Below are 14478 nucleotides of genomic sequence, written 5' to 3'. Positions count from 1 at the left end.
TAATTACGCAACAAAGCCACGCACTAACGGGTAATTTTCAGATGAATACAGCCGCGTAAAATTTCGTTTTCCAGTTTGGCGATTAGGGCTGGTTTTTTATTAGGTGGAGAGGGTTAAGTCTCTCTACCTCTATGATTATTAAAATATATTATTGTTTGAACTTGTATTCTCGGACTCACTATTTTTACCTTCATTGAAGCTTGCATTTCCCCTTCATTAAGTAAAAGTGCCGTACCACGCAAGTTTAGTGGTATAGAAAAGATTGAGAATAGTATGAACATCAGTACAATGCGGAAAAATCAATGAAGTAATTTATCAATTTACAGTGTAATTCGAGCTCACCTGACGTAAATAATCAGGACATATCATCGCTTCGACGCTGTAAAACCATTCACAGTATATTAGTACAAAGGTCTGCATCTTGGACAAACATGACGAAATCCTGGTCGCTATTCGCCAAATTATTCGCGCTATCGATTTACACTCGAAAAAGCTGAGTAAAGAGTATGGTTTGACTGGCCCTCAATTAATCTTAATGAGAGCAATCCAAGAAATGGGTAATGTGACGATCAAAGAATTGTCTAATCACACCAATGTAAGCCAAGCCACCACAACCACGATCATCGATCGCTTGGAACTGAATGGCTATGTACAACGTGTTCGCAGCTCGTCAGACCGACGCAAAGTACACGCAAACCTGACTGAAAAAGGTCAAGAGTTGCTAAACAATGCGCCGCCACCGCTGCAAGATAACTTCGTTAAAAAATTCCAAAACCTAGAGCCGTGGGAGCAAAGCTTACTGCTTTCTTCAATGCAGCGAGTATCATCAATGATGAACGCAGAAGACATCGACGCCGCTCCAGTACTTCAGCTTGAAGGCATTGCAAACGTAGCCAAGAGTTAACGTTAATTTTAAATTGTTTTTTAGAACAATAACTTAAGTAATTATTAAATGGTCGTATTAAGCGGCCATTTTTGATCTTGCCATTTAAAATCTCTATTTACCCTGTGTGTTAGTTACGCTTTCTTATTTTAAATTCCCCTGACTTTTTGCCCCGTTTGTAGCCGCCTCATTGGATTGTCATCAAAACTCCATTGACTATTCTCTGACAATAAAACGCTAGACCGACCGGTCTGTTGTGTATTATTGTGTGCTCATCTTAACCACGAGATGATGTATGAAACACGAATTGACGCCAACACAAATGACCATGACGTTGAACAACATGCAGGGAGCTTTTGCACAGAACCCGATGCCAGCGGTATCGGTGAGAATTGAGCAGTTGCTTGCACTTAAATCTGCGCTTATCGATTACACAGATCGTTTGTGTTCAGCCGTGAGTGAGGACTATGGTCACCGCAGTCGACAAGACACTTTAATGGCCGACATATTGCCTTGCATCGGAAATATTGATCACAGCATTGAGTGTTTACCTCATTGGTCGACATCTTCGATTCGTCATTCCGGCCCTTTGCTTTCAACCTCTCGTGTTGAAGTGGTTTATCAACCCAAAGGCGTTGTCGGGATCATTGCTCCGTGGAACTTCCCGATCATGTTATCCGTCGGCCCGCTTATTTCGGCGTTGGCAGCGGGCAATCGCGCCATGATCAAGATGAGTGAATTTACCCCAGCTACGAACCAAGTATTAACAGCGCTATTGGCGGAAGTCTTCCAATCCGATGAGGTGTGCTTGGTTGAAGGTGAGGTAGAAATCGCAGCCGCATTTTCGGCGTTGCCGTTTGATCATCTTCTGTTTACGGGGTCAACCCAAGTGGGTCGCCAAGTGATGAGGTCAGCGGCTGACACGCTAACTCCAGTCACGCTAGAGCTAGGTGGTAAGTCACCGGTTATCGTTGCAGAAGACATGCCAATTGATATCGCGGTTGAGCGAATCATTTATGGTAAGAGCCTCAATAACGGGCAGGTGTGTGTGGCTCCTGACTATGTATTGCTACCCGAAGGGAAAGTTGAATCTTTCATTCAAGAGTATAAAAAACAGTACCAATTGCTGTTCGATGAAGGGGTCTATTCCGAGAGTTTGACGTCCCTAATCAATCCTCGTCAATGCGATCGTATTGTCGGCTTGTTGAATGAAGAGCAACAAGCAGGAACGCGAACCGTCGCTTGCCATGACGAAGCGATGGACTTAGATAACCACCGTTTGGTGACGCACCTGATTGTTGAACCAAGCCTGTCATCTAAGGTGATGAACGAAGAGATTTTCGGCCCACTATTACCCTTGATTACTTATCGCAATATCGAAGAGGTGTTCCAAGTCATCAATAGCAAACCAAGGCCGTTAGCACTCTACCTGATGAGCTTTGATTTGAGTTTACAGGCTCAGGTTAAGCACCAAGTTCATTCCGGCGGAATGTGTATCAATGACTGTGTTTTCCATCTAGCGGTTGATGACGCGCCGTTTGGTGGCATTGGTGAATCAGGGCAGGGCAATTATCACGGTAAAGAAGGTTTTCTGACTTTCTCTCATGCAAAAACAGTTTTGGAAACGGGCTTAGATCATCGAGTTAAGCATCTGTTTTCAAGAGAAGACAACGAATTAAAAGCAGCTGTGATGAGCATGCTAGGCAAGTAAGTTATACCTGATATTACGTTATTCATTATTAAAAATTTATATAAGAGGCTATTTATGTTGGAACGTTTTTTTGAAAGAACCATAAAGTCGTATTTGATGATCACGGGATTCTTGACTGCCACTGCTTTTTCCACTTTTCTTGCGCCTGATTGGAGCATGCAAACGCTGTTCTCGTACAACGATACGATGTTGGAAAGTAGCACGTATTTGATGGGTACATATCAGCACTGGGGCGTTATGGTCGGTTGTATCGGCATATTGTTGATGGTCTCGGCGAAGTACAAATCGCTGCGTACATCGACCATGATTTACAGCGCATTTGAGAAGTCGATGTTTGTGGGCATATTCTTATACAACGTATGTATCAACGATTATGAGTGGTTTTATGGTTGGAGCGGTGTGTTTGCGCTCGATGGATTTGTGACTGTCTACTCTTTAGTTTACCTGTATTACTACCTCACTAGAGATAAAAGCAAGGTGCCAGCTCATCTTCGTTAATAGTTAATAAGTTGCTCATGGTGAGTCAATGACACTTATTTAATGATCACTCACTAGCTTACTTATTACTACAGCCCGCATTTGCGGGCTTTTTTCGTTTTGGGGCAATGATCCATCAAGATCTTAATTGACATATCTTTGACATTAATACTCTAGACCGACCGGTTTGTATTGGTTATTGTTTAGTCATCAAATAGAAATGAGGTAAATACCATGACAACCAATAATTTTAACTTTCAACTTAAAACCATTGTTCATGCTCAAGAGAATGGCATTGAAAATATCCCTTCTCTTTTTGGTCGCTTAGGTGCGCAAAGAGTCGTGCTCTTTTCTGATAAAGGCTTGGAGTCTCTTGGTTTTGTTGAGCAGTTCTCGGCGTTGTTTGTAAACGAAAAGGTGAACCAGCCAGGTAATGAACAAGCAGTTCAACTTGTTGGTGTGTACACCGATATCGCGCCAGACGCGACTTGCGACAACATCAACGCTGCAATTGAGTTTGCAAACAGCGTCAATGCTGATGCGATCTTGTCTGTTGGTGGTGGCAGTGTAATTGATGCTTCTAAAGGCGTGAAATACGCATTTCATAAACAGATAGATGATATCCGTACGGTGATTGCCGGCGGCGGTCATATGGATGTGTGGCCAAACAATGAAGATATTCGAGTGCCCCACATTGCGGTTCCGACAACGGCTGGCACGGGCGCAGAAGCCTCTCCGATTGCTGTTTTTTACAATGAACATGAAAACATTAAGGCAAGTCTAGTCGCGTCTGGATTGGAAGCTGATATCGCGATCCTTGATCCAACGGTGACCACTAAGCTGCCTGATCATCTGACTCGTTCTACCGCGATGGATGCACTAACACACGCTGTTGAAGCGATGGTCTCGCCAATGAGTAATGCATTCACCGACGCTTACGGTATTCAGGCTGCAAAATTGATTGTTGAAAACTTACCCTTGGCATTGAAAGAGCCAGAAAACCTAACGGCACGTGGCAACCTTCTTCAAGCGAGCACTATGGCGATTTCTGCTTTCTATTCGTCTTTAGGCGGTATTCCGATTCACAACTGTGCTCATGCCTTTGGTGCGATTAGCCACATTCCACATGGCGATGCCAACACGGTATTAATGCCGGTTGTGATTGAAGCGCTGCCTGAATTCTATATGCCGAATGCGGCGAAGTTAGCTCAAGCTTTCTCTGTCGACACTACGGGAACCGATGAGATGGTTTACCAGAGAGTGTTGGACTTCTTAAACAACTTCCAAACCAGTGTCGGTGCGATGAAGCGTTTCAGCAGCTGGGACTTTGATGAGCAAGAGAAGAGCAACATTGCAGAAGCGATTGAAAAAGACATCTGTTTTCAGTTCTACCCAATCTCGAAACAGACGATTGAAACCATCATAGAGAAAGCGATTTAAGTCTCTGTCTTAATCGACTGAATGTTATGACCATTTAATTCAGTCGATGATTCAGTCCCTGATTCACTCAACAATCATTACTCGAGAGCCAATTATGAAAATCGGAAACGTATTGCTATCAAGCTTGTGCATCATCGCGCCATTCCTACTTTTCACCTAATTCATTCAACAGGGACGTCGAGATCTTTATTCCCGAGGAGGAAATAAATGCTCAATAAACGTTTAACTACCGTGATTTTGGCGGGTGTTTTGGTTGTTCTGTTTTTTGCCAAGGCAAGCTTTGGAAGCGAGAGCTTTGAGAATGAAGCCACCATGGATCAATCGCAGCAGCATCAAGACGTCGTGCAATTGTTGGATGAAGCTTATCAAGGGCAATTGGATGCCCAGCTCTCTGTCGCTTACTTATATCTGAGCGGAGAGGGCGTAGAACAGGATGATGAAAAAGCCGCGGAGTGGTTCGTCACCGCAGCCAATAACGGTAGCCCTGAAGCTCAAACACAGCTTGGGTTGATGTATATCTCTGGAAGTGGCGTTCAAGCCAGCCAAGCGGAGGCTGTCACCTGGATTGGCATGGCAGCAGCTCAAGAGTATGACCCTGCGTTCGACTTATTACATTGGATGTCGCAAGCCGCGCATTAATTCAAATCCTAACTCAGGTTAATCACATAAAGGTTAACCTCAGAAAAAGTTAATCACAGAAAAAGTTACTCGCAGAAAAGTTAATTACTGAAACAAGTTAATCACAGAAATTGGAGAACGTCTTATGCAGACATTCAAGAAATCTTTAGTCTTCACTGCAATGGCCGCGGCAAGCAGTGCTGCTCTTGCGGCTGAATCAGAAAAGCCGAATATTGTTGTTATTGTTGGCGATGATGTTGGCTTTGCCGATACTCAGCCTTATGGCTCAGAAGCCAATACACCAAACCTAATGGCGCTGGCTGAAGAGGGGGTTAAGTTTACTAATTTTCACGCGTCACCAACTTCATCGGTAACGCGCTCTATGATGTTAACCGGAGCAAATAGCCACGAGGTTGGGCTAGGCACCTTCGACTATGCTGTCTATCCGGGTGCGATTGGCAAGCCGGGTTATGAAGGTTACCTCACCAAGAAAGGGGTTACGGTCGCAACGCTGCTTAAAGAGAGTGGCTATAACACTTACCTCTCTGGTAAATGGCACTTGGGGCTCGAGGATGGCTTCTTACCTGACGATCGAGGTTTTGAAGAGAGTTACGGTATTTTAGCGGGCGGTTCGAATCACTTTAACCGAGATATGATGTTCCCGGCCAAAAACGCTGCGACAGCGGATGCGCTGCAAAAAGGCGATATTCCCGGCGTCGAAGTTGAGCCAACTTACCGCAACGGTGAAGTGGTTGAGGATAAATACAAAGGCGAATACTCAGACCAAGTTTACACCAACGAGATCATCAAGATGATCGACAGCAAAAAAGACGACGGTAAGCCTTTCTTCGCTTACGTCCCATTCACCGGTATTCACCTGCCACTGCAAGCGCCTGAGTCGGCCTATCAAGATAAAGTCGATTACTACGTTGAACATGGTTGGGACTCGGTTCGAGAAGATCGTTTCGAACGCATGAAACAGATGGGCGTGATTCCTAAAGAGGCCGAGATTTCAGGACGCAATTCATTAAGCCGCCCTTGGGACTCGCTCTCAGAGAAAGAACAAAAGTGGTACGGCAAGAAAATGGCTGTGGCGATGGGCATGATGGAGATGCAGGACCAACAAGTCGGTCAGATAGTCGATTATCTGAAAGAAATCGGGGAATACGATAATACCTACATCATGTATCTAGCGGATAACGGCCCAGAAGCGGCGGATATTACCGGTGAAAACATCAGTGACCTGATCCGAACGTGGACCGCTCATCATTTCGATAATTCGACCGAAAACTTAGGTAAGGCGAACTCCAGTGTGTCACTTGGTCCTGAGTGGGCAAGCGCTTCAACCGGCGGCCTATCTTGGTACAAAGCTTACACAGCAGAGGGCGGCATCCGTGTGCCGTTTATCGTTAAGCCAGCCAAAGCGCTTTTAGAAGGTGAAGATGCGTTGCAACCGGGAACTCAAACAGACGACTTATCACAAGTGAAAGACATTGCAGCCACGATTCTTGAAATTGCAGAGGTAGAGCATCCAGGAACGGAATATCAAGGTCGAGAAGTGGCGCCGATGAGTGGTGTGAGCTTGTTGCCTTACTTCAAAGGTGAAACGGCAGAGGTGCACAGTGCCGATAATGCGATTCCATTTGAATTGTTTGGTAGCGGGATTTTGCTAAAAGGTGATTACAAGATCATTCGAATCTCTACGGGAATGGGTGGCGACAGTGAGTGGCACTTATACAACACCAAGAAAGACCCAGCCGAGCAACATGACTTGAGAAATGAAATGCCAGATCTGTTCCTTGAAATGGTCGCTGAATATCAAGAGTACGAAAAAGCGCAAAACATCGTCCCGGTTGACGAAGCGTGGAACCCGTTTGAAAACGTGAAATAGAGGAAAAAATCACTCGGCCAACCTAATGCCATCAAGCTTGGTTGGCCGATGAACACCGTGTAAAGGAATTACGAATTGTTTTGGCTAATACAATAACTTTTACATCGAGGCACTCTTCATGACGACATTATCGCTATCAAATTTGAGTTCAGTTCCGCAGTTCAATGGCAAAGCACACAGCAAACTTCAGGCGTTAGCAAAACCGATTGGGGCGGTGTGTAATATCAGTTGCACCTACTGTTATTATTTAGAAAAACAACAGCTGCTTGATTACCCAAAAGGCTCTCAATATACGATGGATGAAGTTCTATTAGAGCGTTATATCAAGCAGTACATAGAAGGGCAGAATACGCCTGAAATCATCTTTTCTTGGCATGGTGGAGAACCTACTTTGTTGGGGCTTGAGTACTTTCAAAAGGTCGTCGAGCTGCAGAAAAAATATTGTCCTAGCTACAGTAAGATCAGCAATGACCTTCAAACCAACGGCACGTTACTGAATGATGCGTGGTGTGAGTTCTTCAAGAACAATGACTTTATCATTGGCGTGAGTATTGATGGACCAGAGCACCTACATAATCACTACCGAACTAACCGTGCAGGCAAAGGCACTTTTTCTCAAACAATGCGTGGCATTCGCTACTTGAAACAACATAACGTCGAGTTCGCGACTCTAAGCTGCGTGAATGATGTGACAGGTAAGTATCCATTAGAGGTCTATCGCTTTCTACGCGATGAAGTGGGTTCGAAGCAATTGCAGTTTATTCCTGTCGTCGATAAGCGCGAAGCTCACACCAACAATAAATGGTTGAGCAACCAACAAGCGATCATTCCCGTATCAGGCGAGGTTGAACCGTGGAGTGTCGGCTCTGCGCAATGGGGACAATTCCTCACTACCGTTTTTGATGAGTGGTTTGAACACGATTTTGGTCGAGTGTTAGTGCCGTACTTTGAAAATTTTGTCGGTGTATGGATGGGCAGAGAAAGCACCATGTGCACGCTGAGTGAGATCTGCGGCAAAGGGTTAGCGGTTGAGCCCAATGGCGATGTGTACTCATGTGACCATTATGTATTTCCTGAATTTCAGTTAGGTAATATTCAGGAACAAGCACTTTCAACTTTAGCCTTTTCGACAAAGCAGCAGAGTTTTGGGTTCGCCAAACAGAAGTCTCTGCCGAAACAATGCCAAGCCTGTGAGTTTAAATTTGCATGTCATGGCGAATGCCCCAAAAACCGTATCATCACAAGCCGAGATGGTGAGGCGGGGTTAAATTATCTCTGTGAAGGTTGGCTGAGCTTCTTCAAGCATATCGACCCTGTTATTAAGGACTTATTCAAAGCCAATAATATCCCGTCTCGTCTGGGGTAACGGAGTAAGCGTGAATGGATTCAATCTAGATTTAAAGTTAGATAAAAGGCTCGCTAAATTGTGCGAGCCTTTTGGTATTTGGTAACGGGTATCTAGTCAGCCGATTCTTGGGCTGGGCTCATGGCGAGAAGAGTCTCTTCCATGGCATTGTTTAGAATCGAACGGTTACGCTGCATGGCGGCCATGAGCGTTGAGCCAAGCCATAAACCATAAAGCGTTCGAGATAGCGATTCTGGCTCTGCGATAGTGAAATCACCGGCCTCATTACCTTCTTCAAACAGTTTTGCCATACGCAGGATGATCTTTTCAGCGCCTTCTGCCATAGTCGATTGCAACGGGTTTTCAGACCCAGCTACTTCTCCCGCCAGTTTTACGACAAGACATTGGATATTGAAGTCTTCAGTCAGTTTCGATGCACACCAAAACTCGAAATAGGCTTTTACGCGGTCACGACGAGAAAGCGACTCATCACTTAAAAAGTCGTCCAGCTTAGCGAGATGCTCATCAAAGTAGTTAGTAAGAAGGATCTCACCAAAGTGTTCTTTGGATTTGAAGTAATGGTAAAAAGAACCCTTCGTGCCTTCCGCTTGGTTGATGATTTTCATCAGGCCAACACCAGCAAACCCATGTTCATTGATAAGGCTAAACCCTGCATCGAGCATAGCTTGTCGCATGTCTTTCATTGTTCTTACTCTTTATGCTGAGAATGAGGAATAGTGTAACGAGCAACATACCAACCGTCCAGTCTAGCGCGTTAGGACGCGGTCAATAATTGACTCGTTTCGTCAAAGTAACTTTTTCTCTTATTGGCACTTCTAAGCGACAAAACTTTTTTCAAGATAAGCACACCTATAAATCGAAAATAACAACCTTAAAGGGCCTGTTTGGTGCCTTAAAATGGCTAAATTTGGGTGTTTTAAGTTGCTGTTTTTGTTCGTTTTTAATTTGGTGTTTTCTTAAGATCGCAATGGTAGTCTTAGCTTAATTTCTTTAGGGGGCTAAATGGACACCAATAACAGCACTTATCATCACCACAATTTTGCTCAGCAAGACTTATCAGAGCTTACATTTACAGCCTGTACGTTTATCCGTTGTGATTTCAGACGTTCGAACTTACGTGATGCAACGTTTATTAACTGTCAGTTGGCGATGGCGAATTTTAGCAACGCGAATTGCTACGGTATTGAGTTACGTGATTGTGACCTGAAAGGGGCGAACTTCACTCGTGCGAATTTTGCCAATCAGGTAAGCAATAGAATGTACTTTTGCTCAGCATATATTACGGGCTGTAACCTGTCATACGCCAATTTTGAACAAGCTTGTTTAGAGAAGTGCGAGCTGTTTGAGAACCGTTGGATAGGCACTTACCTTGGCGGCGCGTCACTAAAAGAGTCCGATCTTAGCCGAGGCGTGTTCTCGGAAGATGTATGGGGGCAATTTAGTATGCAAGGGGCGAATTTATGCCATGCTGAATTAGAAGGGTTAGATCCTCGCAAAGTAGATACAACAGGAATCAAAATTGTCGCGTGGCAACAAGAACAACTGCTTGAAAGCATGGGTATTGTGGTGATGCCTGATTGATAGCTGTAATTTCCAACGGCAGGCTATTTGGAATATGTAAGATTTCGCGATAGAAGAAAAGCCCAAAGCTAATAGCTTTGGGCTTTCTGTATTTGGAGCCTGCATTTTATAATGAAGTTTAGAAAAGAGAATGCTTGGCGAATATAGGGCTTATTAATGCATACCTGAACGCATTTTGTCGCAGAGTGCAAAGAACACGAACAGGACAAAGCATACTAGCGCGACACACAGTGAGGCTATGATGGTTGTGGCGTCTTTTGAAATCAGTGGCACGACGATAGAAGCTAACGCTATCAACATAACAAGGATATGAACGATTCGTCCGGGAACAGGGTTTTTATGACAGAATGAAGCCCATAGGTAACGCATTTTTAACACCAGTATAAAATTAGTGGATTTATTCTATTTTCTTAATGAGTGTTTTGTAAATAAGTTTTCGTTATAGGTGACTGTAAATATGAACTAAGTCATCATTATATAAAATCAGTTAAATAACAGTGGTTTATCTATAGAAAAGAGAGTGCTTATCATTTTTATAAGAAAACATAGTATTCGGTATTTTGTTGGATATTAAGCTAAAATTCGCTCCGTTTTGATTTCTTGGCTTAAGGTCTCACTTATTGAGTGTTTTGTTAAGATACCGTTTGCGTATTGATTTCCGCCCTGTACATGTCAATTAGGCAGGTATCTATTTAGGGGCTGAATTCGTTTAATGTCATTTATCAAAGAGAGTGTTCGAATTGAGAGCGCGGTAATCTTGTCTTAGATTCAGTTTGGTATACTCAAGGTTCAATCTACGAAGATGATGGAGATGATATGTCGAAAACCGCGAAGATCATGAATGAAGATAAGCTGGTTAAGAAGGCTCTAGAAGTCGGTTTTAAAATGGCAAAGTTGCAAGGTTTCGATTTGCCGAACTCATCTCAACCAATCAAGGTTAAGGCTGTTTATCTATTTCTTGTTGAAGTAAATCAAATCACTCCGTTACCAGACAGTAAGTTGGATGGTGCAAATATTAAGAAGCGCCTAGCGTTATGGATACACAACGCTTTGCCTGATAATGATCCTCTGAAGTAAGCAGAGACTAACTCGTTTTTATGTGTGAAACCTAGCGGTCACTCGCTAGGTTTTTTTGTTTTATGATTGCTATTTCGAGTTTAAACCGAGTCAGTAAAGTAATAGCAAACCTTGGTAGCCACCGATCTGTACTTCATCGACATACTCTCCCACTCTGCCGTCAGCACTTACGGGCTTCATTGGTCGGTCTAATCGAATCGAGATTTTCTCTGCAGCATAAAAGTCAGCATTTTTCCCATAAAAATCGGTGCGATAGAGAACTCGTCCATGCTCAAACTCTCTGGCTATCACCATGTCTTCTGGGCCGCCTTCTACAACCTGCTTATCTGATTGATAAAGGAAATAGGTATGAGTCGGTAGCAGTGAAACCTTGCCATTAGGTAAGTCTTGATGAGTGACCTGGGATTGCGAAGTGTTGCCAACAATCGTGTAATCCTCAGATTGTGGAGTACGAGTTGAGAGCATCAATGAGGTAGGTTCAAACCCCGAAGGAATCACACCTGAAGGTTTTCCAAGAGGGATATCGAGCAATGCTGTGGGCTTATAAGCCATGTTTTTGGGTACGCCCGGTTTCCAGAAGTTATCTGTTGTGGTGTTGTTGCTCCCATACACGTAACTGTTGTTCCATTGATTGAAATAGCTGTGTTCAGGGTGGTAGTTGAGGTAATAGACAGCGAGAGTTGAGTACTGGTCTTGTTGCCAATTCTCTTGGTTGTTTCCAAAGAACTGCACTCGTCCATAGCGCGTAGTGGCTTGTTGAATAACCTTCGACCCTGAATAGCCGAGTGCTGAGTTATCCCAAAACTTCGATAGCCCGCCATAGCCGCTAAATCCCGTTGACGGAAATATATAGTGCTCCCTGAAATACAGGTTTCCTGCATCGATAAGGTGCGCTTGCCCATTTCGACCATAGAGGTTAGCCGTTCCAATGTTTAGCCCGATTAATGGTTTGTCATTAACGGCAGTCAATCGTTTGAGAAAGGCGGTGAACTCTTGCTTATAGCGTTCATCCGCTTCAGTTGAGCCTGCGATAGCATCAAGCTCAGCGATGTTTCCCCCAGAGTAAATATCAAATTGATTGCTACCTAAGAGCTTATTGGTGTCATCGTTGTAGGCGCCACGGAGTCCTAGTTTTGTCCAGTGTTGACCATAATAACTGCCCATTGCCATCAATAGCCCGGGATTAGCCAGATTGGTTAGCGACCATGACGAATTTTGGTCCCACATTCGACCAAAAGGAATAACACGGGACTGCCAACGAAATCGAGCTGTGGCAGACTTGTTGCTTCGGTTTTGGTATTCAGCAGGAGATAAATAGTTGTCGTTGTTGAGATCGGCCGACTGGTCGAAACCAAGAATTTTTCTCCAATGCGTTGTTTTATCGGGAGAGCGGTTATTTACTGCTGCTGATGACAAGTCTTTTGGAGCGACGTTCGGAAAGCTATCCCCGAGTTGAACACGGTTTAAACGAGGTCGAATATCATTTGCGCGGCCTTGCCAGCGCACTCTAACAACGTATAAACGCCCACCATCACGGACAAAAGATGAGCCAAAAAATTGGCCGCCACCATAACTTTGGCCACTGCCATCATGAGTGCTTGCTCTTACCCAATCTGCGGGTAATAGCCAGTTTACCGCTTGGTTCTGAGTCATGTTCTTGGTGCCATCTTCCGTTATTTCGATTTGAGACCAATCGGTCACATGATTCTCAGCATTCATCGAAGATGGATATTCAATCCGAAATTTTCCTCCTTGTGCAAAGCGTGAAAATTCAAATTCTAAATGGTCAAACTTTTCAGAGTGATAAATGTAGAGCGCACCCCCTTGTTGGAAATGTTCAAAGACATCGGTATCCCAAGGTGTGGGTTGGTAAAGGGCAAAACCTGCGTGCATTTCGTCTTCGGTATAACCAACGAGCATAGGCTTGCGGTTTAATAGAGTGTTCTCACCATGAGTCGGGTCAGGCTCTGCAAGGATGGTGTCTTCTGAAAAGTGTAGAAAAAAATCTTCGTAATCGATGTCGTATCGTTCAGCGATGTCTCTAATTTCGTTTTCGAACGGGCCTGAATTTAACTCTAACTTTTGGTTGTACATGTAGCCAACGGCCTGGACTTTGTTGTTGAGGCTCGGCTCCGCATTCGCTCCAAACATCAAATCACTATTGTTGAGCTCCCAATCAACCACATCGTGGGCTGATATTTCATTGCCTTGTAAGTCGATCCCTTGCTCATGTTGACCGGGTAGAACGATCGTGTAGTTGGCCCAAATGATATTGGGAAAGGTAAGGCTGGTAAGAAAAATGGCTGAGACTAATCGTGTTGTTTTCATTATGTTTCCTTGCCATTCACTCTTTAAGTGTTATCCCTGTTTGGTAAGTGTAGCCAATCGTAATATCTATGTTCTGTTTCCGGTTATGTCTAATGCTGAGCGGTGCTCACTTTGCTTATATCGGCGTGTTACTTGCATCTTTGGGTAGGGGAAGCACTCTGTTAGTAACAGTAACTTGACAGGTTAGAGCTTGCTAACAAGTATTAAGTTGATGATTTTAAATCCGTAATCCATAGGTTTTCCGAAATTGAATGATTGAGGGCGTAGGTGTGGATATTCATTTTGACGTTCAATATGACCGAACTTGATAAATAGCGAGGAAATACCTCTTATGATGTATTTATTATTTTTGTTGTTACTTGTGGCGATGCTATGCGCCTTTTTCGACAAGAAGACCGCGGCTTATGGTTTTTTTGCGGGCTCTGTGATTCTTGGGTTGTATTGGTTTAATCACCATGCGACCGACTCGTTACCTATCCTATTGTAAGGAGCTCACATGAATCGAAATCAGTTAACGCTCCTAAATACGCTTGGCCTACTCGGCATGACCGTAGTGCTGTTGATAGGCTTTATCCTTCAGTTTGTGCTTCATGAGTTGCCTTGCCCGCTGTGTTTGTTGCAACGTATCGGTTTTGTGATGGTTGCGTTTGGCTTCATGTTGAATGTGGTTTATGGGCCTCAACCTCGTCACTATGGCATTGTTTTGATCGGGGCCTTGTATGGTGTCGCCACCTCACTACGGCAGGTCTCATTGCACGTGATTCCAGGCACGCCTGGCTATGGGAGTCCTATCTTTGGAATGCACTATTACACTTGGGCTTTCGTGTTATTTACTGCGACCATATTAGCGGTTGCTGTCATTCTAATATTGACTAATAAAGAGCCATCGCAAGAAGCGTATAAGATGAGTAATTTGGGGCGTGTGGCGTGCTTATTAGCCATCGTCGTGGTTGCACTCAATGCTATCGCTACCTTTGTTGAGTGTGGTCCTTATCAGTGTCCAGATAACCCAGTGAGCTATTGGTTACTCAACTAACTCACATGGCAGTTATCAGCAAAAAGAGAAAGCCACAGCGTTTGCTGTGGCTTTGTTATTTTGGTGTCTT

At 44.0% G+C, this 14478-nt stretch carries 14 protein-coding genes; 11 read left to right on the top strand and 3 right to left on the bottom strand.

From position 1 onward, the window contains the following. The first annotated feature begins 421 nt into the window (after positions 1-421). The 7 genes from AB4384_RS22100 to AB4384_RS22070 all read left to right on the top strand — a co-directional run bounded on the left by AB4384_RS22100 (position 422) and on the right by AB4384_RS22070 (position 8386). Complete coding sequence (locus AB4384_RS22100) at positions 422-904, top strand: MarR family winged helix-turn-helix transcriptional regulator (RefSeq protein WP_017061075.1); 483 nt, start codon at positions 422-424, stop codon at positions 902-904. 274 nt (positions 905-1178) lie between these two features. Continuing rightward, a complete protein-coding gene (locus tag AB4384_RS22095; protein WP_372130130.1) occupies positions 1179-2594 on the top strand; it encodes a coniferyl aldehyde dehydrogenase in 1416 nt (471 codons plus the stop codon). A 54-nt stretch (positions 2595-2648) separates the two neighbouring features. After that, a complete protein-coding gene (locus AB4384_RS22090) occupies positions 2649-3092 on the top strand; it encodes a hypothetical protein (protein ID WP_010432014.1) in 444 nt (147 codons plus the stop codon). 213 nt (positions 3093-3305) lie between these two features. Continuing rightward, entirely contained in the window at positions 3306-4511 is a 1206-nt protein-coding gene (locus tag AB4384_RS22085) for an iron-containing alcohol dehydrogenase (protein ID WP_016797848.1), read from the top strand. Between the two features lie 207 nt (positions 4512-4718). Next, positions 4719-5150, top strand: a complete 432-nt coding sequence (locus AB4384_RS22080) for a tetratricopeptide repeat protein (protein ID WP_372130129.1) — start codon at positions 4719-4721, stop codon at positions 5148-5150. 124 nt (positions 5151-5274) lie between these two features. Continuing rightward, the gene (locus AB4384_RS22075; RefSeq protein ID WP_372130128.1) at positions 5275-7020 is read left to right on the top strand and encodes an arylsulfatase; all 1746 of its coding nucleotides are present in this window, start codon (positions 5275-5277) and stop codon (positions 7018-7020) included. 118 nt (positions 7021-7138) lie between these two features. Then, entirely contained in the window at positions 7139-8386 is a 1248-nt protein-coding gene (locus AB4384_RS22070; RefSeq protein WP_372130127.1) for an anaerobic sulfatase maturase, read from the top strand. A 92-nt stretch (positions 8387-8478) separates the two neighbouring features. On the opposite strand, the gene AB4384_RS22065 is transcribed toward AB4384_RS22070, so the two are convergent. Further along, positions 8479-9069, bottom strand: coding sequence for a TetR/AcrR family transcriptional regulator (locus AB4384_RS22065; protein ID WP_017061080.1), 591 nt, complete (start codon positions 9067-9069; stop codon positions 8479-8481). Between the two features lie 319 nt (positions 9070-9388). Here AB4384_RS22065 and AB4384_RS22060 point away from each other — a divergent pair, with 319 nt between their 5' ends. After that, complete coding sequence (locus AB4384_RS22060; RefSeq protein WP_372130126.1) at positions 9389-9967, top strand: Qnr family pentapeptide repeat protein; 579 nt, start codon at positions 9389-9391, stop codon at positions 9965-9967. Positions 9968-10120: 153 nt separating this feature from the next. Here the strand turns inward: AB4384_RS22060 and AB4384_RS22055 are convergent, their stop codons facing one another. Continuing rightward, positions 10121-10336 carry a hypothetical protein gene (locus AB4384_RS22055; protein WP_372130125.1) on the bottom strand — a complete coding sequence of 72 codons (216 nt, stop codon included), beginning with the start codon at positions 10334-10336 and terminating at the stop codon, positions 10121-10123. Between the two features lie 447 nt (positions 10337-10783). On the opposite strand from AB4384_RS22055, the gene AB4384_RS22050 reads away from it, so the two are divergent. Further along, positions 10784-11044 carry a DUF5062 family protein gene (locus AB4384_RS22050; RefSeq protein WP_017072477.1) on the top strand — a complete coding sequence of 87 codons (261 nt, stop codon included), beginning with the start codon at positions 10784-10786 and terminating at the stop codon, positions 11042-11044. A 90-nt stretch (positions 11045-11134) separates the two neighbouring features. On the opposite strand, the gene AB4384_RS22045 is transcribed toward AB4384_RS22050, so the two are convergent. Next, complete coding sequence (locus AB4384_RS22045; RefSeq protein ID WP_372112181.1) at positions 11135-13372, bottom strand: hypothetical protein; 2238 nt, start codon at positions 13370-13372, stop codon at positions 11135-11137. A 331-nt stretch (positions 13373-13703) separates the two neighbouring features. On the opposite strand from AB4384_RS22045, the gene AB4384_RS22040 reads away from it, so the two are divergent. Beyond that, a complete protein-coding gene (locus tag AB4384_RS22040) occupies positions 13704-13859 on the top strand; it encodes a DUF5993 family protein (protein WP_017072479.1) in 156 nt (51 codons plus the stop codon). 9 nt (positions 13860-13868) lie between these two features. Continuing rightward, entirely contained in the window at positions 13869-14408 is a 540-nt protein-coding gene (locus tag AB4384_RS22035) for a disulfide bond formation protein B (RefSeq protein ID WP_017068121.1), read from the top strand. Positions 14409-14478: the final 70 nt, after the last annotated feature.

Source organism: Vibrio sp. 10N.261.51.A4, assembly GCF_041471945.1.
Classification (GTDB): Bacteria; Pseudomonadota; Gammaproteobacteria; order Enterobacterales; family Vibrionaceae; genus Vibrio; species Vibrio crassostreae_C.
Note: the sequence above shows the minus strand (reverse complement) of the source record. Positions and strands in the feature narration are given on the sequence as shown.

Bases quoted from the DNA above. Each gene is read 5' to 3' on its own strand.
- AB4384_RS22095 (WP_372130130.1), top strand. From the start codon at position 1,179: ATGAAACACGAATTGACGCCAACACAAATGACCATGACGTTGAACAAC.
- AB4384_RS22090 (WP_010432014.1), top strand. From the start codon at position 2,649: ATGTTGGAACGTTTTTTTGAAAGAACCATAAAGTCGTATTTGATGATC.
- AB4384_RS22085 (WP_016797848.1), top strand. From the start codon at position 3,306: ATGACAACCAATAATTTTAACTTTCAACTTAAAACCATTGTTCATGCT.
- AB4384_RS22080 (WP_372130129.1), top strand. From the start codon at position 4,719: ATGCTCAATAAACGTTTAACTACCGTGATTTTGGCGGGTGTTTTGGTT.
- AB4384_RS22075 (WP_372130128.1), top strand. From the start codon at position 5,275: ATGCAGACATTCAAGAAATCTTTAGTCTTCACTGCAATGGCCGCGGCA.
- AB4384_RS22070 (WP_372130127.1), top strand. From the start codon at position 7,139: ATGACGACATTATCGCTATCAAATTTGAGTTCAGTTCCGCAGTTCAAT.
- AB4384_RS22065 (WP_017061080.1), bottom strand. From the start codon at position 9,069: ATGAAAGACATGCGACAAGCTATGCTCGATGCAGGGTTTAGCCTTATC.
- AB4384_RS22060 (WP_372130126.1), top strand. From the start codon at position 9,389: ATGGACACCAATAACAGCACTTATCATCACCACAATTTTGCTCAGCAA.
- AB4384_RS22055 (WP_372130125.1), bottom strand. From the start codon at position 10,336: ATGCGTTACCTATGGGCTTCATTCTGTCATAAAAACCCTGTTCCCGGA.
- AB4384_RS22050 (WP_017072477.1), top strand. From the start codon at position 10,784: ATGTCGAAAACCGCGAAGATCATGAATGAAGATAAGCTGGTTAAGAAG.
- AB4384_RS22045 (WP_372112181.1), bottom strand. From the start codon at position 13,372: ATGAAAACAACACGATTAGTCTCAGCCATTTTTCTTACCAGCCTTACC.
- AB4384_RS22040 (WP_017072479.1), top strand. From the start codon at position 13,704: ATGATGTATTTATTATTTTTGTTGTTACTTGTGGCGATGCTATGCGCC.
- AB4384_RS22035 (WP_017068121.1), top strand. From the start codon at position 13,869: ATGAATCGAAATCAGTTAACGCTCCTAAATACGCTTGGCCTACTCGGC.